General features: G+C 63.2%; 17 protein-coding genes. 8 read left to right on the top strand and 9 right to left on the bottom strand.

All coding sequences use genetic code 11. The features are described 5' to 3' along the window. Positions 1-6 precede the first annotated feature (6 nt). Together algB and KDB76_RS00705 are read left to right on the top strand one after the other, a co-directional pair. Positions 7-1,353 carry a sigma-54-dependent response regulator transcription factor AlgB gene (gene algB / locus KDB76_RS00710; RefSeq protein ID WP_015268485.1) on the top strand — a complete coding sequence of 449 codons (1,347 nt, stop codon included), beginning with the start codon at positions 7-9 and terminating at the stop codon, positions 1,351-1,353. Next, positions 1,350-3,131 (top strand): KinB sensor domain-containing domain, encoded by a 1,782-nt coding sequence (locus KDB76_RS00705; protein WP_023661564.1) that lies wholly within the window; start codon positions 1,350-1,352, stop codon positions 3,129-3,131. The genes algB and KDB76_RS00705 overlap by 4 nt, the downstream gene beginning before the upstream one ends. Positions 3,132-3,171: 40 nt before the next feature. Here the strand turns inward: KDB76_RS00705 and KDB76_RS00700 are convergent, their stop codons facing one another. From KDB76_RS00700 to KDB76_RS00670, 7 genes are all read right to left on the bottom strand, one after another. Continuing rightward, positions 3,172-4,776, bottom strand: a complete 1,605-nt coding sequence (locus tag KDB76_RS00700; RefSeq protein WP_015268483.1) for an EAL domain-containing protein — start codon at positions 4,774-4,776, stop codon at positions 3,172-3,174. A gap of 122 nt (positions 4,777-4,898) precedes the next feature. After that, entirely contained in the window at positions 4,899-5,687 is a 789-nt protein-coding gene (locus KDB76_RS00695; protein ID WP_013970322.1) for an N-acetylmuramoyl-L-alanine amidase, read from the bottom strand. 80 nt (positions 5,688-5,767) lie between these two features. Beyond that, positions 5,768-7,711 (bottom strand): GGDEF domain-containing protein, encoded by a 1,944-nt coding sequence (locus KDB76_RS00690; protein ID WP_013970321.1) that lies wholly within the window; start codon positions 7,709-7,711, stop codon positions 5,768-5,770. Positions 7,712-7,738: 27 nt separating this feature from the next. Further along, positions 7,739-8,593, bottom strand: coding sequence for an endonuclease/exonuclease/phosphatase family protein (locus KDB76_RS00685; protein ID WP_003256949.1), 855 nt, complete (start codon positions 8,591-8,593; stop codon positions 7,739-7,741). Between the two features lie 12 nt (positions 8,594-8,605). Next, complete coding sequence (dsbA, locus tag KDB76_RS00680; protein WP_013970320.1) at positions 8,606-9,238, bottom strand: thiol:disulfide interchange protein DsbA; 633 nt, start codon at positions 9,236-9,238, stop codon at positions 8,606-8,608. A gap of 151 nt (positions 9,239-9,389) precedes the next feature. Further along, positions 9,390-10,007, bottom strand: a complete 618-nt coding sequence (locus KDB76_RS00675) for a c-type cytochrome (RefSeq protein ID WP_003256951.1) — start codon at positions 10,005-10,007, stop codon at positions 9,390-9,392. A gap of 31 nt (positions 10,008-10,038) precedes the next feature. Beyond that, positions 10,039-10,341, bottom strand: coding sequence for a c-type cytochrome (locus KDB76_RS00670; RefSeq protein WP_015268479.1), 303 nt, complete (start codon positions 10,339-10,341; stop codon positions 10,039-10,041). A 201-nt stretch (positions 10,342-10,542) separates the two neighbouring features. On the opposite strand from KDB76_RS00670, the gene yihA reads away from it, so the two are divergent. Then, entirely contained in the window at positions 10,543-11,175 is a 633-nt protein-coding gene (gene yihA / locus KDB76_RS00665; protein WP_013970318.1) for a ribosome biogenesis GTP-binding protein YihA/YsxC, read from the top strand. Positions 11,176-11,575: 400 nt separating this feature from the next. Here yihA and polA read toward each other — a convergent pair whose 3' ends face one another. Next, on the bottom strand, positions 11,576-14,323 hold the full coding sequence (polA, locus tag KDB76_RS00660) for a DNA polymerase I (RefSeq protein WP_024087955.1): 2,748 nt from the start codon (positions 14,321-14,323) through the stop codon (positions 11,576-11,578). A 75-nt stretch (positions 14,324-14,398) separates the two neighbouring features. On the opposite strand from polA, the gene KDB76_RS00655 reads away from it, so the two are divergent. Both KDB76_RS00655 and KDB76_RS00650 read left to right on the top strand, forming a co-directional pair. Further along, positions 14,399-14,686, top strand: a complete 288-nt coding sequence (locus KDB76_RS00655) for a DUF2782 domain-containing protein (RefSeq protein ID WP_013970316.1) — start codon at positions 14,399-14,401, stop codon at positions 14,684-14,686. A gap of 69 nt (positions 14,687-14,755) precedes the next feature. Then, the gene (locus KDB76_RS00650; protein WP_038408482.1) at positions 14,756-15,706 is read left to right on the top strand and encodes a homoserine kinase; all 951 of its coding nucleotides are present in this window, start codon (positions 14,756-14,758) and stop codon (positions 15,704-15,706) included. A gap of 101 nt (positions 15,707-15,807) precedes the next feature. On the opposite strand, the gene KDB76_RS00645 is transcribed toward KDB76_RS00650, so the two are convergent. Continuing rightward, complete coding sequence (locus KDB76_RS00645; protein WP_044039948.1) at positions 15,808-16,764, bottom strand: zinc ABC transporter substrate-binding protein; 957 nt, start codon at positions 16,762-16,764, stop codon at positions 15,808-15,810. A gap of 18 nt (positions 16,765-16,782) precedes the next feature. Here KDB76_RS00645 and zur point away from each other — a divergent pair, with 18 nt between their 5' ends. Genes zur through znuB form a run of 3 tightly spaced genes read left to right on the top strand, consistent with a single transcriptional unit; the run spans position 16,783 to position 18,816 of the window. Beyond that, positions 16,783-17,268, top strand: coding sequence for a zinc uptake transcriptional repressor Zur (zur, locus tag KDB76_RS00640; RefSeq protein ID WP_013970312.1), 486 nt, complete (start codon positions 16,783-16,785; stop codon positions 17,266-17,268). Continuing rightward, entirely contained in the window at positions 17,265-18,041 is a 777-nt protein-coding gene (gene znuC, locus KDB76_RS00635) for a zinc ABC transporter ATP-binding protein ZnuC (protein WP_013970311.1), read from the top strand. Before zur ends, znuC begins: the two co-directional genes overlap by 4 nt. After that, complete coding sequence (gene znuB, locus KDB76_RS00630; protein WP_013970310.1) at positions 18,034-18,816, top strand: zinc ABC transporter permease subunit ZnuB; 783 nt, start codon at positions 18,034-18,036, stop codon at positions 18,814-18,816. The genes znuC and znuB overlap by 8 nt, the downstream gene beginning before the upstream one ends. The last annotated feature ends 103 nt before the right edge of the window (positions 18,817-18,919 follow it).

Here is an 18,919-nt window from a genome sequence, read left to right as displayed (position 1 = left end):
CAGCACATGGAGTCAGCCCAGGACAACCAAGGCCGCATTCTGCTGGTGGATGACGAGTCCGCGATCCTGCGCACCTTCCGCTACTGCCTGGAGGACGAGGGCTACAATGTGGCAACGGCCAACAGCGCCGCCCAGGCCGAGGCCTTGCTGCAGCGCCAAGTATTCGACCTGTGCTTCCTCGATTTGCGCCTGGGCGAGGACAACGGCCTCGATGTGCTGGCGCAGATGCGTATCCAGGCCCCCTGGATGCGGGTGGTGATCGTAACCGCGCACTCAGCGATCGATACGGCGGTAGACGCGATCCAGGCCGGCGCCGCCGATTACTTGGTCAAGCCGTGCAGCCCCGACCAGCTGCGCCTGGCTACAGCCAAACAGTTGGAAGTACGCCAGCTTTCCGCACGACTGGAGGCCCTGGAAGGTGAAGTGCGCAAACCCAAGGACGGGCTCGACTCGCACAGCCCGGCCATGATGGCGGTACTGGAAACCGCCCGCCAGGTCGCTACCACCGACGCCAACATCCTCATCCTTGGCGAGTCGGGCACAGGTAAAGGTGAACTGGCCCGGGCCATCCACGGCTGGAGCAAGCGCGCGCGCAAATCCTGCGTGACCATCAACTGCCCGTCACTGAACGCCGAGCTGATGGAAAGCGAGTTGTTTGGCCACACCCGCGGCGCCTTCACCGGCGCCAGCGAAAGCACCCTGGGGCGAGTCAACCAGGCAGATGGGGGCACGCTGTTCCTCGACGAGATCGGCGATTTCCCGCTGACCTTGCAGCCCAAACTGCTGCGCTTCATCCAGGATAAGGAATACGAGCGCGTCGGCGACCCGGTAACCCGTCGCGCCGATGTACGTATACTCGCCGCTACCAACCTCAACCTCGAAGAGATGGTGCGTGAGAGCCGTTTCCGCGAAGACCTGCTGTATCGCCTGAACGTCATCACTTTGCACCTGCCGCCGCTGCGCGAGCGCAGTGAAGACATCCTGACCTTGGCCGACCGCTTTCTCGCCCGCTTCGTCAAGGAATACTCTCGGCCTGCGCGCGGCTTCAGTGACGAAGCCCGCACAGCCCTGCTCAACTACCGCTGGCCCGGCAACATTCGCGAACTGCGTAACGTGGTGGAGCGGGCCAGTATCATCTGCCCGCAGGAACGCGTGGAAATCAGCCACCTGGGCATGGGCGAGCAGCCTGCTGGTAACGCCCCTCGCATAGGCGCTGCACTGAGCCTTGATGAGCTGGAGCGCGCCCACATTGGTGCGGTGCTGGCCGCCAGTGACACCCTTGACCAGGCCGCCAAGACCCTGGGGATCGATGCATCCACCCTGTACCGCAAGCGCAAGCAGTACAACCTATGAAATGGCCGCCCATGAAGCTGCGCACGCGGCTTTTCCTCAGCATTTCGGCGCTGGTCACCGTGGCCCTGCTCGGGCTGCTGCTGGGCCTGGTCAGCGTGCTGCAGATGGCCACGGTGCAGCAGCGACTGGTGCGCGATACCACCCACACCTTGGAAATAGGGCTGAAGTTGCGCCAGAACCTTGGCGAACAGTTGACCCTGATCCTCGATGACGAGACCGCCCCGGAAAACCTGCGGCTGCTGCAAGACAACTTCCAGACCCTGCTCAACCAAGGGCTGGACCAAGGTGGCGAGCGCACCGGCTTCAGCAAGGCCAGCAGCAACTACCAGGCCTTCCTCCAGGCCTACCGCGACAGCCCGGCGCCCTCCCGCAGCATGGGCGTTGACCAACCACTCGGGGCCGCGTTCAACCAGGTCCGCACCGATCTGATCGATTCCCACAAGCAGGCCCTGGAGCACATCACCCGCAGCGAGGAGCACACCCGCGACCACGCCCTGCTGGTCAGCGGCGTACTCGGCCTGATGGGTTTGGTGGTACTGGTACTGGGCTTCATCACCGCGCACAACATCGCCCGGCGCTTCGGCCAGCCGATCGAAGCATTGGCCAAAGCTGCCGACCAACTCGGCAAGGGCGATTTCGACGTCACCCTGCCGGTCACACAGGCCACCGAACTGAACCAGCTCACCCGCCGCTTCGGCCTGATGGCCGATGCCTTGCGCAAGCACCAGGCCACCAACGTCGATGAACTGCTGGCTGGCCAGCAACGCTTGCAGGCCGTGCTGGACAGCATCGACGATGGCCTGCTGATAATCGATCGCCAGGGCCGCCTGGAACACCTCAACCCGGTGGCACAGCGCCAGCTGGGCTGGACCGACAGCCGCGCCGGCAGCAGCCTGGCCGAAGCCCTGCAGCGCCCGGAACTGGAACAGCAGCTACGCCAGGTACTGCGCGGCGGCAACCTCGACCGCCAGCCAGACGACCTGAACATGGACGTCGATGACGAAACGCGCCTGCTCGCCTACAGCCTGACCCCGGTCAGCCACCCGCAAGGGCCGATACTTGGCGCAGTGATGGTGTTGCATGATGTAACCGAGCAGCGCGCCTTCGAACGCGTGCGCAGCGAGTTCGTGCTGCGCGCTTCCCACGAGCTGCGCACTCCGGTGACTGGCATGCACATGGCCTTCGGTCTGTTGCGCGAGCGGCTCAAGTTCCCGCCAGAGGCGCGCGAGCATGACCTGCTGGAGACCATTGGCGAGGAAATGCAGCGCCTGACCCAGTTGATCAACGACCTGCTCAACTTCAGCCGCTACCAGAGCGGGATGCAGAAGCTCGAGCTGGCTCCCTGCGCCATAGACGAACTGCTGGAACGTGCACAACATCGCTTTGCCGAGCCGGCGGCGAACAAGCAGATCGAGTTGATCACGGAGCTGGAGCCGCCGCTACCGCGTATCCAGGCCGATGTCGCCCAACTCGACCGGGTGCTGGACAACCTGTTGCACAATGCCATCCGCCATACCGCCAGCGGCGGTCGTATCCGCTTGCATGCACGACGGCATGCGGAGCGGGTGATCATCAGTGTCGAGGACAACGGCGAAGGCATTGCCTATGGGCAACAGGGGCGCATCTTCGAGCCCTTCGTGCAGGTAGGGCGCAAGAAAGGCGGCGCGGGGCTGGGCTTGGCGCTGTGCAAAGAGATCGTGCAGCTGCATGGCGGGCGCATGGGCGTGTTTTCCCGACCGGGGCAGGGGACCCAGTTCTACATGGCACTACCGGTCTGAATGTACCCTGCCCCCGGCCCCATCTTCGGTGCCGGATCAGTCAATGCTCAACCCGCCGCGGCAGCCGACCTCGAGTCACCAGTTCGGCAAACTGCCGGGCATTCAGTGGCCGGGCAAAAAGCCAGCCCTGGCCATAATTGACCCCTTCGCTGTTCAGCAGCACCGCTTGGTCTTCACACTCGATTCCTTCGGCAATCACCCGCAGGTGCAGGTCGTGGGCCATGCGAATGATATGCGGGGCAACACCGCTACTGGCGGCGTCGTGCCCCAACGCATCGATAAACGCCTTGTCGATCTTCAGGCAGTCCACTGGCAGGGTTTGCAAGTACGCCAGGCTGCAATAGCCAGTCCCAAAATCGTCGATCAGCACTTGATGCCCCACTGCGCGCAGCGCCTGGAGGTTGTCGCGAGCCACAACCACGTCGATCAGGCCGCGCTCGGTCACCTCGAAGGCGATCTGGCTGGCCGACACACGGTGCAAGGCCAGCAAGCGTGCCGCCACCCGGCCGATGCGCGGCACCATCACATCACAGGCCGCCAGATTCACCGAAATGTACAAGTTGGGATGCGAGCGCAGCAGTTGCCCTAGCTGTTCCAGCACACGCTGCAGGACAAAGTCCGTGATCTGGCGAATCTGCCCGGTGTTTTCCGCCAAAGGGATGAACAGGTCCGGGCTGGTCAGGGTACCGTCCGGGCGGCGCCAGCGCACCAGAGCCTCGGCCCCGACACAGCGTCGGCTGTCGAGCTCGAAGATCGGCTGGTAGAGCACCTGCAGTTCGCCGCGACGCAAGGCATTCTGCAATTCCGAGCTCATCGACCGCCGCTGCAGGATCAGTTGCAGTACCAGCCAGCCGATGCAACAGGCCGCCAGTACACTGCCGGGGAACAGAAGCCAGAGCATGCCGTTCATCCTCAACGGCAGGCTCGCCCGCGGGGCGATCAGCACCAACTGGTAGTCCGGTGACTTGGTCGGCATTCGATAGATCAGGCGATCGCTGAGTTCAAGCAGCGACTTGTGGCTGGTTGACCAGGCCGAAGGAGGCGGCCATACCTGCGGTGGGCCCAGCACGGGGATGGCCCGGGCACCGTTGTCCAACACCACCACCAGGCTGCCGCCCGGGGGCAGGTCGACCACATCGGTCAGGTGCCCACGAGAGGTGGATACCACGAACTTGCCCCTCCCAAGCATCAGCGCGGCCAGGTTCTCGTTCGGCTCGGTCGTGGTATTCAGCCAGTAGCTGTAGGTCGGCCCTTGGATGTCGGGGGCGCGCAAGGGTTCGAACGCCCGCTCGTCACCGCGGTTTGAGCAGGCCACATCTCCATCCACGTACGCCGCTTCATAAATGAAGCGGGAACTCAGGCCTACCTGCTGCAATGCCGTCAGCATCGCCGGGCTGCAGCCGCGCAAGGGTTGCGCCTGCAGCAGGTCGACCCCTTCGCGCAACTGGCCGAACACCTGCTCGAGGCGCTCCAGAAAGCGTTCGCCCTGGGCGTTCATCTGTGCACTCTCGCTTTGCTTCATCTGTTGCAGGGCAATGCCGATGCTTGCAGAAAGCAACAGTGCCGCGCTGGCCAGTGCTGCCAACGTGGCCAGCATCCAGGGACGGTAAAAAATTTGGCGCAGCAAGGCGATGAGGGCTGACATCGAGGGCATCCAGTTGATTACTAGGTTATAGCAACTGAATCAGGAATCACCTTTGCCGTTTGGCGCTTCGCTACAAGCGCCGAAGGCCGCTTCTAAACAAGAGCCCGTCTCACCTTGGCAGATCAACGCATCCGGTTGAGCACCTGCAGCATCGCCGCCGTCTGCGCATCCGGCATGCCATCGAAGCGCTGCGGGCGGAAACGCATCTGGAACGCGGCGATCACATGGCGGGTGGCAACATCCAGTACCCCAGTCTGCTCGATCGCATAGCCAAACCGCGCCAGCTCCTGCTGGTACCAGCCCACGCTCGGCGGGTTGACGCTGAAATAGGCTTGCTGCCGTGCCACGGCAGTTGCATCCGGCCAGACCCCCAGCCCGGCGTCGGCCAGGCGTTTCCACGGAAATAGCGGCCCAGGGTCAAGCTTGCGCAGCGGCGCGATATCGCTGTGGCCAATGATGTGCCGTGGCTCGATGTTGTTACGCTTGACGATGTCCTTGAGCAGCGCGATCAGCGACTGGACCTGCGCTTCGCTGTAAGGGTGCCAGACCCGCCCATTCGGCGTGTCGGTGAAGCCCGGGTTGACGATTTCGATACCGATGGACGAGGAGTTCAGCCAGGTCCGCCCCTGCCACTGGCTATCACCGGCATGCCAGGCGCGGCGGCTTTCATCCACCAGCTGGTACACCGTCGCCGGACCGTCACCAATCAGATAGTGGCTGCTGACTTCCCCATGGGTCAGCAACGCCAGGGAACGCTCCAGCGAAGCATTGGTGTAGTGCAGGACAACGAACTGGATGCGGTTGTCCTGGTTGATCGAAGGGTGGCTACGGTCGATGCGCAGGCCGGTCGAGCAACCGGCGACAGACAACAGCAGGAAGGAAATCAGGGTTTTTTTAAGCGTGGAAAGCACGTCAGTGGCCTCAGCGTATGAGCGCTACAGTATAACGTGCTCCCCAAGGGCCGTGCTTGCCGCGAGTCAGCAGCTACCGGCTATGCCAGCTCGATACGGTTGCGTCCCGATTCCTTGGCCCGGTAAAGCGCCGCATCGGCGCGCTTGAGCACCTGATCGCCGCGCTCGCCGGGACGGAATGCACCCAGGCCGATGGACGTGGTGATCACCACCCGTTCGCCCTTGAAGTGGAACGGGCACGCCTCGACCGTGGCCCTCAGCACCTCGGCTATCTGGGCAGCGGCAGCCGGCGAGGTCTGCGGCAGCAGCAGGACAAACTCCTCGCCGCCAAACCGGGCGATGAAGTCATGGCCGCGCAGGCGCTTGCGCAACTGGTCGGCGACGATCTTCAAGACCTTGTCCCCAGCCAGGTGCCCATAGCTGTCGTTGATACGCTTGAAATGGTCCAGGTCGAGGATCGCCATCGCCAGATGGCCGCCGTGTGCCTGCCATTCGAGCATTTCGCGCTCGACCCGCTCGCTCCAGGCTGCACGGTTGGGCAGGCCGGTTAGGGGATCAAGCAAGGCCTTCTGGCGCTGCTCTTCCAAGTGCTCACGGTAGCCGAGCGCCTCTTGCTCCATGTTCGCCACCCGCTCCGACAGCCCTTGCAGGCGTCCAGCCAGCTCCTGTTCGCGGCGATCACGCTCATGCTTGTGCTCATCCATGGTCACCAACAGACCTTCCAGGCGGTTTTCCAGAATATGCTTGAGGCTGTCGACGTCGGCGGCACCTTGCACACTGCTCTGCAACCCATCGACGTGCTCACGCAGCTGGCTATCCAGCTCGCGAGCGGCCGAGCTGTTGTCGGCATGGCCGGCGCTAGCCTCGTGCAGGTGGCTCTGGAAACCTTCCAGGCGTTCGTTGAGCTGCTGCAGGTAGGTTTCGAATTCGTGCTGGCCGCTGTCGGTGATCGCCAGCATGAGCACAGCCAGGTCATCCAGCACCGGTATCAGCTCATACCAGTTCAAGCCCCGGGCGACGCGTTCACGCATCTCTAGCGCCTGGGCCTTGTGTCGCTCCGGCAGGCTGAGGTCATCGAGCAAGCCGATCAGAGTGTGCTCGATGTGCTCGGCAACCTGGCTGTAGGGCGGCTCCACCGCGTAGGGCAGGGCGTAGGGACCATCTTCGCCAAAGGTTTCTTCGAGTGTTTGCGCCGGTCCTGTTTCAACCGGCGGCTCGCTGGCGATAGCTACCGGTGCCGGTACATCGTCCGGGAGCGGCTGCGGCAGCGGGGCTGGTGACAGTTCGGCCGTTTCGATAAGCGCCGGGCCTGGTGCCTCCAGCTCGGGCTCCGATATTACGAGGGCTTCGACAACAGAAGCTGAGGAGGCTGGCAACGGCTGTAGCGCGTCCATGTCGTCGGGCTGCGGGGCATCGACACCGGCAGGTGCCGCCAAAGGCTGCGCCTCGACAACCGGCAGCGCCAGAGGCACAAGCGCTGGCTCGCCTTGTACGCCATCCTCGCGGCCGCCGAACAAGCGCTGCAAGAAGCCGGGGCGGGCCTCCGCCGCCGATTTGCCCAAGGCTGACAGCGCGCGGCCCTGCAAGCCGCTCAACTCGCCCAGCAACGGTGGCAGGTCGCGTGAGTGGGCCACTCCGCCATCGAGCTTCTTCGCCAGCTTTTTCAACGGACGCGACACATCGTTCGGCAATGGCAGGCCTTGCAGCTGGTCGACCAGCGCTGTCAGCGCATCGCTGACCTGGTTCATGCGGGCTTCCCGACGCTGTTCGGAGTCCAGTACCGCCTTCTCAAGACGAGGAATCAACCCGGCAAGGCCGGCGTCCATGTTGTCGCTGCGGATGACCTCGCGCATTTCCTTCATGCACTGGTCTACCACCTTGTCGCTGCCTTCGGCAGCCAGGGTGCTGCGTACCAAACCACGACGCAGCAGGTCGAGACGGGCGTCCCAACGGCGCTCGAGCTTTTCCTGCTGCTCGATGCTTTTCAGGTATTTTTCTTTCCAGCGCTCAGCGTCTTCAGTCATGCCCGGGTCCGCAAACGGTGATGGCAATTAGCTCAGGACCGGCAGCGTATCCACAGTCAATGCATCAGGCAATCGAATCTCGACAGCAACGGGAAGGTGGTCGGAAATTGGCTGCGCCAGCACCTCGACACGCTCCAGCGTGAGGCTTGGGCTGAGCAGGATGTGGTCCAGGCAACGCTGTGGACGCCAGCTGGGGAAGGTGGCCTCGACTTGCGGGGCAATCAGGCCCAGGTCGCGCAACGGCGAGTGCTCCAGCAGGTCGGTGGCATGGGTATTCATGTCGCCCATCAGCACCTGATGGCGGTAGCCGCCAATCAGCTCGCGGATGTAACCCAGTTGCAGGGCGCGGGTCTTGGCGCCGAGGGCCAGGTGCATCATCACCACGATCAGCGCATCTTCGCCCTCACCAAAGCGCACCAGAATCGCACCCCGCCCAGCCGGGCCGGGCAATGGGTGATCCTCGAGCAGTTGTGGCTTCAAGCGGCTGAGCACGCCATTGCTGTGCTGGGCAAAACGCCCAAGGTTGCGGTTGAGTTGCTGGTACCAGTAGGGGAAGGCGCCCAGGTGGGCAAGGTGCTCGACCTGGTTGACATAGCCCGAGCGCAGGCTGCCGCCATCGGCCTCCTGCAAGGCCACCAGGTCGAAGTCGCCCAGCAGTTGGCCAATCTTCTGCAGGTTGCCGGCACGCCCGTTGTGCGGCAGCAGGTGCTGCCAGCTGCGAGTCACGTAATGCCGGTAGCGCTCGGTGCTGATGCCCACCTGGATGTTGAAACTGAGCAGCCGCAGACGACCATCCTCGGGCAGGCCAGGGGCATGCAAGTGATGCTCGTTGACCTGCGGCTGGTGCAGGCCAATGCCACGCGCGGTTCTGAAGCGGCGCATGGGTTACGCCGCTTACTTAGCGGCGCGCTCCTTGGCGATCAGCTGGTCGGCAACGTTTAGAACGCCTTCCGGCCCGCCGGCGGTACCCAGGTCGAAGCGGTATTTGCCGTTGACCACCATGCTCGGTACGCCGGTGATCTCGTACTTCTTCGCCAGTTCCTTGGCCTGGTTGACCTGGCCCTTGATGGCGAACGAATTGAAGGTGGCGAGGAACTTGTCCTTGTCCACGCCCTGGGTGGCGAGGAAGTCGGCCATGTCCTGCGGGTCGGTCAGGCGCTTGCGCTGGTTCTGGATGGCATCGAACACTGCGGCGTGCACCTTCTGCTCGACGCCCATGGCTTCGAGGGTCAGGAACATCTGACCGTGGGCGTCCCAGGGGCCACCGAACATGGCCGGTACACGCTTGAAGTTGACGTCCTTCGGCAGTTTATCGACCCAAGGGTTGATGGTCGGCTCGAAGTGGTAGCAGTGGGGGCAGCCGTACCAGAACAGCTCGACCACTTCGATCTTGCCAGGTACGGAAACCGGAACAGGGTTGCTCAGCTCGATGTATTCCTTGCCGGCGACAGGCTCGGCAGCCTGGATGGCAGTCATACCGAATACGCTGGCAGCGACCAGCGCGGCGCTGAGAATCAGTTTACGCATGCTTTACTCCTGGGCAATCATTGGTCGCCACGACGCGACCTGCACTGAGACAGGCCGGGAACGGGCCAAGTTCTGTAGTGTAACGGCTGCGGACGGAAAAAAGGGCGGTCCGGCCGCCCTTTCATCATTGGCCTACAACATTAACTGAAAGTTAATGCAGCCCCTGGATGTAGCTGGCCAGCGCCTCGATGTCGTGATTGCTCAACTTGCCGGCGATTGTGCGCATGGTCATGGCATCGCCATCGTTGGTGCGGTTGCCTTCGCGGAAGTCGGTGAGCTGCTTGGTCACGTACTGCGCGTGCTGCCCGCCCAGGTGCGGGAAGCCGGCCAAGGCGATACCCGCGCCGTTAGGCGAGTGGCAGCCGGTGCAGGCAGGCATGCCTTTTTCCAGATCTCCACCGTTGAACAGCGCCCGGCCACGCTCGACCAGCTTGGGATCGGCCGCGCCCACGCTGCCTTTCTGGCTGGAGAAGTAGGCGGCGATATCGGCCAGGTCCTGGTCGCTGAACGCGGCCAGCATGCCGGTCATCTCCAGCACGGTACGCTTGCCCGACTTGATATCGTGCAATTGTTTTTCAAGGTAGCGCTGGCCTTGGCCGGCCAGTTTCGGGAAGTTCGGTGCCAGGCTGTTGCCGTCGGGGTTGTGGCAGGCGCCACAGACGGCCGTCTTGGCCTGGCCGGCGGCGGCATCGCCTTTGACGGGTTGCGCAGCAGTGGCCGCACCTGCGACACCCAGGGTCAACAGCAGACTCACGACTAGTTTGTTCATCAGCTAATCCAACACGGCTAAGGGTGAAATGTTATGTATCGGGACTGCCACTCATCCAAAGGATGACCAAACGGTAGTCCTCGGCACTGCAGTCCATGCACAATCCACGCGGCGGCATAGCCTTGAAACCCTGGGTCACGTGCTTCACCAGTACATCCATGCCTTGCGCCAGCCTTGGCTCCCATGCTGCCCGGTCACCCTGCCTGGGTGCCTGTGGCAACTGCCCGGTGTGACAGGCCGCACACGTGCGGTTGTACAACACCTCGGGATCCTGTGTAGCCTGTGCGCTGAAAAACGGCAGGAACATACCGACAGCAAGCAGCCATTTCGCCATGCGGAACGACCTTCAGGGTTGGGGGCCGCGCTGCGTTCTGTTGCGCGAGCTATTGTTCGACACCCCATGCCCGTTCTCCTTCGCCGGGAGAATGAGCACACAAAAACTGGGGCATTATATACTTCCGCCATCCAAACGGAAACGACACCGCTTGCCAGGCTCGGGCCTATAGAGTCAGGCAACACCCACATCGGATATCCCATGCAAGTCAAGAACCCCATCCTCGGCCTCTGCCAGAAAGCCAAATTCGCCCTCAGCGCTGCCAAGGTCGAACAATGCCCGGACGACCAGGGTTACGAGGTGGCTTTCGCCGGCCGCTCCAACGCCGGCAAATCCAGCGCCCTCAACACCCTGACCCATGCCAGCCTGGCACGCACCTCGAAAACCCCCGGGCGCACCCAGCTGTTGAATTTCTTCAGTCTGGACGATGAACGGCGTTTGGTCGACCTGCCAGGCTACGGTTATGCAAAAGTCCCGATTCCGCTCAAGCAGCACTGGCAGAAACACCTGGAAGCCTACCTGGGCAGCCGGGAGTGCCTGCGTGGCGTGATCCTGATGATGGACGTGCGCCACCCGATGACCGACTTCGACAAGATGATGCTCGACTGGGCCAAGGCCAGCAGCATGCCGATGCACATCCTGCTGACCAAGGCCGACAAGCTGACCCACGGCGCGGGCAAGAACACCCTGCTCAAGGTGCAGTCGGAAATCCGCAAGGGTTGGGGCGATGGCGTGACCATCCAGCTGTTCTCGGCGCCCAAGCGCCTGGGCTTGGAAGAGGCATACCGGGTGCTGGCGGACTGGATGGAGCTGGAAGACAAGCCAGTCATTTGAATGTTTGCTCGTAACCTGTGGGAGCGGGTTTACCCGCGAATGCGGCGGTGCATCCGACATCGCATTCGCGGGTAAACCCGCTCCCACAGGGCTCTCTATTAGCCCTAAGTCAAATTCCGGGCAAAAAAAACCCCGGACTTCGTATGGGGAGGGGGAAGTTCGGGGTCCAAGTCCGGACCGCTAGGGCGGGGTCCAGATATCTGCCAACACTTAACACAACATAGGAGCATCGAAAGGCTTCACCAGCCATTCAGTTACTCTGAGTTCCGTTTCACCGGTTTAGTTCCAGAGCCCTGAAAACTATTTGCGATAGTTTCATGAAACTTCAGCACCGCTGGCACTGAGCAGTGCCGGATCCGCATCGCTACAACACGGATCCTACACAGCTTTCCCCACCCGATCAGTGAGCTTCGTCCCAATTCGCACCAATTCCTGCCTCGACCAGCAGCGGCACATCCAGTTTCGCGGCCTTGCTCATGTGCTGGCGAATTTCATCTTTCACCAGCTCCACCAGGTCCTCGCGCACTTCCAGCACCAGTTCGTCGTGCACCTGCAGGATCACCCGGGCATCCAGCCCGCTCTCGCTCAGCCAGTTATCCACATTGACCATGGCCCGCTTGATGATGTCGGCCGCAGTGCCCTGCATCGGGGCGTTGATCGCCGTGCGCTCGGCGCCTTTGCGCAGGGCCGGGTTCTTGGCATTGATATCCGGCAGGTACAGGCGGCGGCCGAACAGGGTTTCTACAAAGCCTTGCTCCGCCGCCTGGGCGCGGGTGCGCTCCATGTACGCCAACACGCCCGGATAGCGGGCGAAGTAGCGGTCGATGTAATCCTGCGACTGCTTGCGGTCGACGCCGATCTGCTTGGCCAGGCCAAAGGCGCTCATGCCGTAGATCAGGCCGAAGTTGATGGCCTTGGCACTGCGGCGCTGATCGGTGGTGACGTCTTCCAAGGCTACGCCGAATACTTCCGCCGCCGTGGCGCGGTGCACGTCCAGGTTGTTGCGGAAGGCATGCAGCAAGCCTTCGTCCTTGGCCAGGTGGGCCATGATGCGCAACTCGATCTGCGAGTAGTCCGCCGCCAGCAGCTTGTAACCCGGGCTGGCAACGAAAGCCTGGCGGATGCGCCGGCCTTCGGCAGTACGGATCGGGATGTTCTGCAGGTTCGGGTCGCTGGATGACAGTCGACCGGTGGCCGCCACCGCCTGCTGGTATGAGGTGTGGATACGCCCGGTGCGCGGGTTGATCTGCCCCGGCAGCTTGTCGGTGTAGGTGCTCTTGAGCTTGCTCAGGCTGCGGTACTGCATCAGTACCTCCGGCAGCGGGTAGCCTTGCTCGGCCAGTTCGTCGAGCACCGCTTCTGCCGTGGATGGCTGGCCCTTGGTGGTCTTGCTTAGCACCGGCATGCCCAGCTTGTCGTATAGGATCGCGCCCAGTTGCTTGGGCGAGCCGAGGTTGAACTCCTCACCGGCCAGCTCATAGGCGCGCTGCTCGAGCTCGGCCATCTTTAGCCCCAGCTCACCGCTCTGCACCTGCAGCAACGCGGCATCGACCAGCGCCCCCTGGCGCTCGATCTTGGCCAGCACCGGCACCAGCGGCATCTCGATGTCCATCAGCACCGGCTGCACGCTCGGCGTCTGCGCCAGGCGCGCCTGCAGCGCCTGGTGCAGGCGCAGGGTGATGTCGGCGTCTTCGGCAGCGTAGGGGCCGGCCTTGTCAAGGTGGATCTGGTTGAAGGTCAGCTGCTTGGCGCCCTTGCCGGCGATATCCTCGAAGGCAATGGTGGTATGGTCGAGGTACTTCTGCGCCAGGCTGTCCATGTCGTGACGGGTGGCGGTGGAGTTCAGCACGTACGACTCGAGCATGGTGTCGTAGGCAACGCCGCGCATTTCGATGGCGGGCGAGCCATTGGCAAGGATGTTGATATCGTACTTGGCGTTCTGCCCGACCTTGGCCTTGCCCGGGTCTTCCAGCAGTGGCTTCAGCGCCAGCAGCACGGCAGTGCGGTCCAACTGGGCCGGCGCGCCTTCATAGTCGTGAGCCAGCGGCACATAGGCCGCTTCGTGCGGTTCAACGGCGAACGACAGGCCGACCAGCTGGGCCTGCTGAGCGTCCAGGCCGGTGGTCTCGGTGTCGAAAGCGAACAATGGCGCCTGGCGCAGCTTCTCCAGCCAGAAGTCGAAACGGGCCTGATCGAGAATGGTTTCGTACCTGGGCTCGACCTTGGCCACCTGCTCCGCGACCGGCGCGATTTCGTCACCGGCCTTGGCAGCGTCACGCTGCACCTCGGCGATCCAGCTCTTGAATTCCATCTCGGTGTACAGCGCCAGCAACGCGTCGCGATCAGGTTCGCCGCACACCAGGGCATCTACTTCGATATCCAGCGGCACATCGACCTTGATGGTAGCCAGCTCATAGGACAGGAACGCCGCGTCGCGGTGCTCTTCCAGCTTGGCCGGCAGGGTCTTGGCACCGCGAATGGCCAGCGTCGGGACCTTGTCCAGATTGGCATACAGGTCGCTGAGACCGCCGCCGATACCGGTCAGCAGGCCCACCGCGGTTTTTTCGCCCACGCCCGGCACTCCGGGGATGTTGTCGACCTTGTCGCCCATCAGCGCCAGGAAGTCGATGATATGTTCCGGCCCGACGCCAAATTTCTCGTGCACGCCAGCCACGTCCAGCACGCTTCCGGTCATGGTGTTGACCAAGGTAATGTGCCCGTCCACCAGCTGCGCCATATCCTTGTCACCGGTCGAGATGATCACCGGGCGGTCCAACGCGGCGCTGCTGCGCGCCAGGGTGCCGATCACGTCGTCGGCCTCGACCCCCTCGACGCACAGCAGCGGGTAGCCCAGCGCCTTGACGCTGGCGTGCAGCGGCTCGATCTGTACCCGCAGGTCGTCAGGCATGCTCGGGCGGTTTGCCTTGTATTCAGCGAACATGGCATCGCGGAAGGTGCCACCCTTGGCGTCGAACACCACCGCGAACAGGCTGTCGGGGTATTGCTTGCGCAGGCTCTTGAGCATGTTCAGCACCCCCTTCACCGCGCCGGTCGGCATGCCTTTGGAGGTAGTCAACGGCGGCAGCGCGTGGAAGGCGCGGTACAGGTAGGAGGAACCGTCCACCAGGACGAGGGGCGCTTGGCTCATGAGCAGAATCAACCTTTTCGACGGGTCCGGCGCTAGAATAGCCAGAATCATTGACGACAAAGGGACAAGGTTATCATGCGTACACTCAATCGCCTGTTACTGCTCGGTCTGTTGGCCACCATGCCTGTCGTCACCCTGGCGGCGGACGACGCCCCCTCGGCCGATCCCGAGGTGACCATTCGCACGGAAGGCGACAAAACCATCCAGGAGTACCGGCAGAACGGGTTCCTGTATGCGATCAAGATCACGCCGAAAAACGGCAAGCCTTATTTCCTGGTACGCGCCGATGGCTCTGATGGCAATTTCATTCGTTCCGACCAGCCGGACATGCTGATTCCGTCCTGGAAGATCTTCGAGTGGTAATCTGACGCGCACCGTTCACATCAACCCGGCACTTCCCGGCGGAAGTGCCCGTATGGGCAAATTTTCATCATGTCAGTCTTCACCCCCGTGACCCGGCCTGAGCTGGAAACCTTTCTGGCGCCGTACGCGCTGGGTCGTCTGCTCGATTTCCAGGGCATCGCCGCCGGCACCGAGAACAGCAATTTCTTCGTCAGCCTCGAACAGGGGGAGTTCGTCCTGACGCTGATCGAGCGCGGGCCCAGCGAGGACATGCCGTTCTTCATCGAGCTGCTGGACACTTTGCACGCAGCCGACATGCCGGTGCCCTATGCAATACGCGACCGCGACGGCAATGGCCTGCGCGAGCTGTGCGGCAAGCCGGCGCTGCTGCAGCCACGGCTGTCGGGCAAGCACATCAAGGCACCGAACGCCCAGCACTGCGCCCAGGTCGGCGAGCTGCTGGCGCACATTCACCTGGCTACCCGCGAGCACATCATCGAGCGCCGCACCGACCGCGGCCTGGACTGGATGCTGGCTTCGGGTGCCGAGTTGCTGCCGCGCCTTACCGCCGAGCAAGCCGCGCTGCTGCAACCGGCTCTGGATGAAATCAGTGCGCACAAGGCACAGATCCTGGCCCTGCCACGGGCAAACCTGCATGCCGACCTGTTCCGCGACAACGTGATGTTCGAAGGCACCCACCTGACCGGTGTGATCGACTTCTACAACGCTTGTTCCGGGCCGATGCTGTATGACATTGCCATCACCGTGAACGACTGGTGCCTGGATGAACACGGCGCGATCGATGTGCCACGCGCCCAGGCGTTGCTGGCGGCCTATGCGGCGCTGCGGCCGTTCACCGCGGCCGAAGCTGAGCTGTGGCCGGAGATGTTGCGGGTAGGCTGCGTGCGCTTCTGGCTGTCGCGCCTGATTGCAGCGGAATCGTTTGCCGGAATGGATGTGATGATCCACGACCCGAGCGAGTTCGAAGTGCGTTTGACGCAGCGCCAGCAGGTGGCTTTGCACCTGCCGTTCGCCCTCTAGAGCGTGTCTGCTTCTTCGCGGGTAAACCCGCTCCCACACAGGCGTGAGGCTGGCGCTATCCCTGTGGGAGCGGGTTTACCCGCGAAGAGGCCGGTACAGGCTTACAACTGTTCCAGGCACCCAACCAGGTCGCCACCCAGCTTCTCCAGCAAGCGCTCATAGCCCTTGCCATCCACCGGGTCGGTACCGCCCAAGGCATCCAGCTCGGCCAGGCGCACCGGCAGCCCGGCGGTCAAGGTCTCGGCTAGCCGGGGCCGCAGCGGCGGTTCGCTGAACACACAGGTCTTGCCCACTTCCTGCAGACGCTTGCGCATGGCTGCCACGTGCTGCGCACCCGGCTGCACCTCGGACGCTACGCTGAACACCCCGGTGTGCTTCAGGCCATACTCGGCCTCGAAATAGTCGAATGCTTCGTGGAACACGAAGTACGGCTTGCCGGCAATCCCGGCCACCCGCGCCTTGATCCGCTTATCCAATGCGTCCAGGCGTTCGTCGAAGGCCTTGAGGTTGCTCTGGTAGCGCACCGTATTGGCTGGATCGATCTGCGCCAGGTCATCCGCCATCTTCGCTGCAATTACACGCGCATTGACTGACGATAGCCACAGGTGAGCATCCAGGCTGCCCGGGCGGTGGTCGTGGTCATGGTCATCGTGGTCTTCTTCCTCATGGGAATGGCTGTCCTCGCCAAAATGCCGAAGCTTCATGCCCGGTAGCGCCTGCACGGCCACAGTGGGCTTGCTGCGATTGCCCAGTACCCGCGGCAGGAAGCCCTCCATGTCCGGGCCGATCCAGTACAGCAGGTCGGCATCGCCTACCCGCCGTACGTCGGACGGGCGCAGCGCGTAGTGGTGTGGCGAAGCCCCCGGAGGCAGCAATACCTCAGGGGTGCCAACACCGTCCTGCACGGCAGCGGCAATCTGCTGCAGGGGTTTGATACTGGTCAGCACGCGCACGTCGGCCTGGGCGGAAAATGCGATGAAAGCGACAAAAAGGACTAGGAATCGGGACACGGTGAATACTCGAGTCGTCAGAAACAGGTAACATAATAACGTCTCCATCCAGAACCGTCGCTGCCCATGTCCATCACGCCGCTGGCCAACCGTCCTCACGATCATTCCCATTGCGTACACAGCGCATTGGCTGAAGCCGACGCCTTGTGCACCCGCCAGGGCCTGCGCCTGACCGCGCTGCGCCGTCGAGTGCTGGAACTGGTGTGGCAAAGCCACAAGCCGCTGGGCGCCTACGATATCCTCGCCGTGCTCAGTGAGCAGGACGGCCGCCGAGCCGCGCCCCCCACGGTGTACCGTGCGCTGGACTTCCTGCTGGAAAACGGCCTGGTCCACCGCATCGCCTCGCTCAACGCATTCATCGGCTGCAGCCACCCGGAACACCTGCACCAGGGCCAGTTCCTGATCTGCCGGGCCTGCCATGTGGCAATCGAACTGGAACAGGACAGCATCAGCGAAGCCATCATCAGCAGCGCCAAGGGCGTGGGCTTCGCGGTCGAGACCCAGACGGTGGAAGTGGTCGGCCTTTGCAGCAATTGCCGGAGCGCGGCATGAGCGATGCACTGATCCGCCTGGAGCAGGTCGGTGTCACCTTCGGTGGCGAGGCGGTGCTCGACAGCATCGACCTGTCAGTCTCACCTGGCCAGATCGTCACGCTGATCGGCCCCAACGGCGCGGGCAAGACCACCCTGGTGCGCGCCGTGCTCGGCCTGCTCAAGCCGCACCGCGGCAAGGTATGGCGCAAGCCGAAACTGCGCATTGGCTACATGCCGCAAAAGATCCAGGTCGATGCCACGCTGCCGCTGTCGGTACTGCGCTTCTTGCGCCTGGTGCCCGGTGTAGACCGCGCGGCAGCCTTGTCGGCGTTGCAGGAAGTGGGTGCGGAGCAGGTGATCGACAGCCCAATCCAGACCATTTCCGGCGGCGAGATGCAGCGCGTGCTGCTGGCCCGCGCCCTGCTGCGCGAACCCCAGCTGCTGGTGCTCGACGAGCCGGTGCAGGGCGTAGACGTGGTCGGCCAGACCGAGCTGTACAACCTCATTACCCGCCTGCGCGACCGCCACGGCTGCGGCGTGCTGATGGTTTCCCACGACTTGCACCTGGTGATGAGCGCCACCGACCAGGTGGTGTGCCTGAACCGCCACGTGTGCTGCTCGGGCCACCCCGAGCAGGTAAGCGGCGACCCGGCATTCGTCGAGCTGTTCGGCCAGACCGCCGCACCCAGCCTGGCCATCTACCACCACCATCACGACCACAGCCACGACCTGCACGGCTCGGTGGTCACCCCTGGCACCCATGTTCACGGAGCGCACTGCAAGCATGGCTGATTTTCTTCTCTACGCCCTGCTTGCCGGTTTGTCCCTGGCACTGGTGGCCGGCCCACTGGGCTCCTTCGTGGTATGGCGGCGCATGGCCTATTTTGGCGATACCCTGTCCCACGCCGCCCTGCTCGGCGTGGCCCTGGGCTTTGCCATGGACGTCAGCCCGGCGCTGGCGGTAACCGTGGGCTGCCTGTTGCTGGCGATCTTGCTGGTGACCTTGCAGCAACGCCAGCCGCTGGCCTCCGACACCCTGCTCGGCATACTCGCCCCCAGCACATTGTCGCTGGGCCTGGTGGTGCTGAGCTTCATGCATGATGTACGCATCGACCTGATGGCCTACCTGTTCGGCGACCTGCTGGCCATCAGCACCACCGACCTGGCCTGGATCCTCGGCGGCAGCGCGCTGGTGTTGCTGCTGCTCGCTGCGCTGTGGCGGCCGTTGCTGGCAGTCACCGTGCACGAAGAGCTGGCCATGGTCGAAGGCCTGCCGGTGGCCGGGCTGCGCATGGCGCTGATGCTGCTGATCGCGGTGGTGATTGCCGTGGCCATGAAGATCGTCGGCGTGCTGCTGATCACCTCGCTGCTGATCATTCCTGCCGCTGCGGCGCAACGTCACGCCCGCTCTCCCGAGCAGATGGCCCTGGGCGCCAGCCTGCTGGGCGTGACCGCGGTATGCGGCGGCCTGGCCATGTCCTGGTTCAAGGACACCCCCGCAGGCCCATCGATCGTGGTATGCGCGGCGGTGCTATTCTTGCTGAGCCTGGCCCTGCCAAAACGCTGAAAAACAGGGCGCGTGAAGGCGCGCCCTGCAACCTTTTCGCACGTAAAGGGTCTGTAAGACTTGTTTTCGAGCGTGCGCACCTGGGTGTAGACTTGCTCGCTTT

The organism is Pseudomonas sp. JS425 (assembly GCF_018223845.1).
GTDB lineage: Bacteria > Pseudomonadota > Gammaproteobacteria > Pseudomonadales > Pseudomonadaceae > Aquipseudomonas > Aquipseudomonas asiatica.
Note: the sequence above shows the minus strand (reverse complement) of the source record. Positions and strands in the feature narration are given on the sequence as shown.

What these genes read in the sequence shown, in the direction of transcription:
- zur (WP_013970312.1), top strand. Translation starts at nt 16,783, where the DNA reads ATGTCCATCACGCCGCTGGCCAACCGTCCTCACGATCATTCCCATTGC.
- KDB76_RS00645 (WP_044039948.1), bottom strand. Translation starts at nt 16,764, where the DNA reads ATGGAGACGTTATTATGTTACCTGTTTCTGACGACTCGAGTATTCACC.
- algB (WP_015268485.1), top strand. Translation starts at nt 7, where the DNA reads ATGGAGTCAGCCCAGGACAACCAAGGCCGCATTCTGCTGGTGGATGAC.
- KDB76_RS00705 (WP_023661564.1), top strand. Translation starts at nt 1,350, where the DNA reads ATGAAATGGCCGCCCATGAAGCTGCGCACGCGGCTTTTCCTCAGCATT.
- KDB76_RS00675 (WP_003256951.1), bottom strand. Translation starts at nt 10,007, where the DNA reads ATGAACAAACTAGTCGTGAGTCTGCTGTTGACCCTGGGTGTCGCAGGT.
- KDB76_RS00685 (WP_003256949.1), bottom strand. Translation starts at nt 8,593, where the DNA reads ATGCGCCGCTTCAGAACCGCGCGTGGCATTGGCCTGCACCAGCCGCAG.
- znuC (WP_013970311.1), top strand. Translation starts at nt 17,265, where the DNA reads ATGAGCGATGCACTGATCCGCCTGGAGCAGGTCGGTGTCACCTTCGGT.
- znuB (WP_013970310.1), top strand. Translation starts at nt 18,034, where the DNA reads ATGGCTGATTTTCTTCTCTACGCCCTGCTTGCCGGTTTGTCCCTGGCA.
- polA (WP_024087955.1), bottom strand. Translation starts at nt 14,323, where the DNA reads ATGAGCCAAGCGCCCCTCGTCCTGGTGGACGGTTCCTCCTACCTGTAC.
- dsbA (WP_013970320.1), bottom strand. Translation starts at nt 9,238, where the DNA reads ATGCGTAAACTGATTCTCAGCGCCGCGCTGGTCGCTGCCAGCGTATTC.
- KDB76_RS00690 (WP_013970321.1), bottom strand. Translation starts at nt 7,711, where the DNA reads ATGACTGAAGACGCTGAGCGCTGGAAAGAAAAATACCTGAAAAGCATC.
- KDB76_RS00700 (WP_015268483.1), bottom strand. Translation starts at nt 4,776, where the DNA reads ATGTCAGCCCTCATCGCCTTGCTGCGCCAAATTTTTTACCGTCCCTGG.
- KDB76_RS00650 (WP_038408482.1), top strand. Translation starts at nt 14,756, where the DNA reads ATGTCAGTCTTCACCCCCGTGACCCGGCCTGAGCTGGAAACCTTTCTG.
- KDB76_RS00670 (WP_015268479.1), bottom strand. Translation starts at nt 10,341, where the DNA reads ATGGCGAAATGGCTGCTTGCTGTCGGTATGTTCCTGCCGTTTTTCAGC.
- yihA (WP_013970318.1), top strand. Translation starts at nt 10,543, where the DNA reads ATGCAAGTCAAGAACCCCATCCTCGGCCTCTGCCAGAAAGCCAAATTC.
- KDB76_RS00655 (WP_013970316.1), top strand. Translation starts at nt 14,399, where the DNA reads ATGCGTACACTCAATCGCCTGTTACTGCTCGGTCTGTTGGCCACCATG.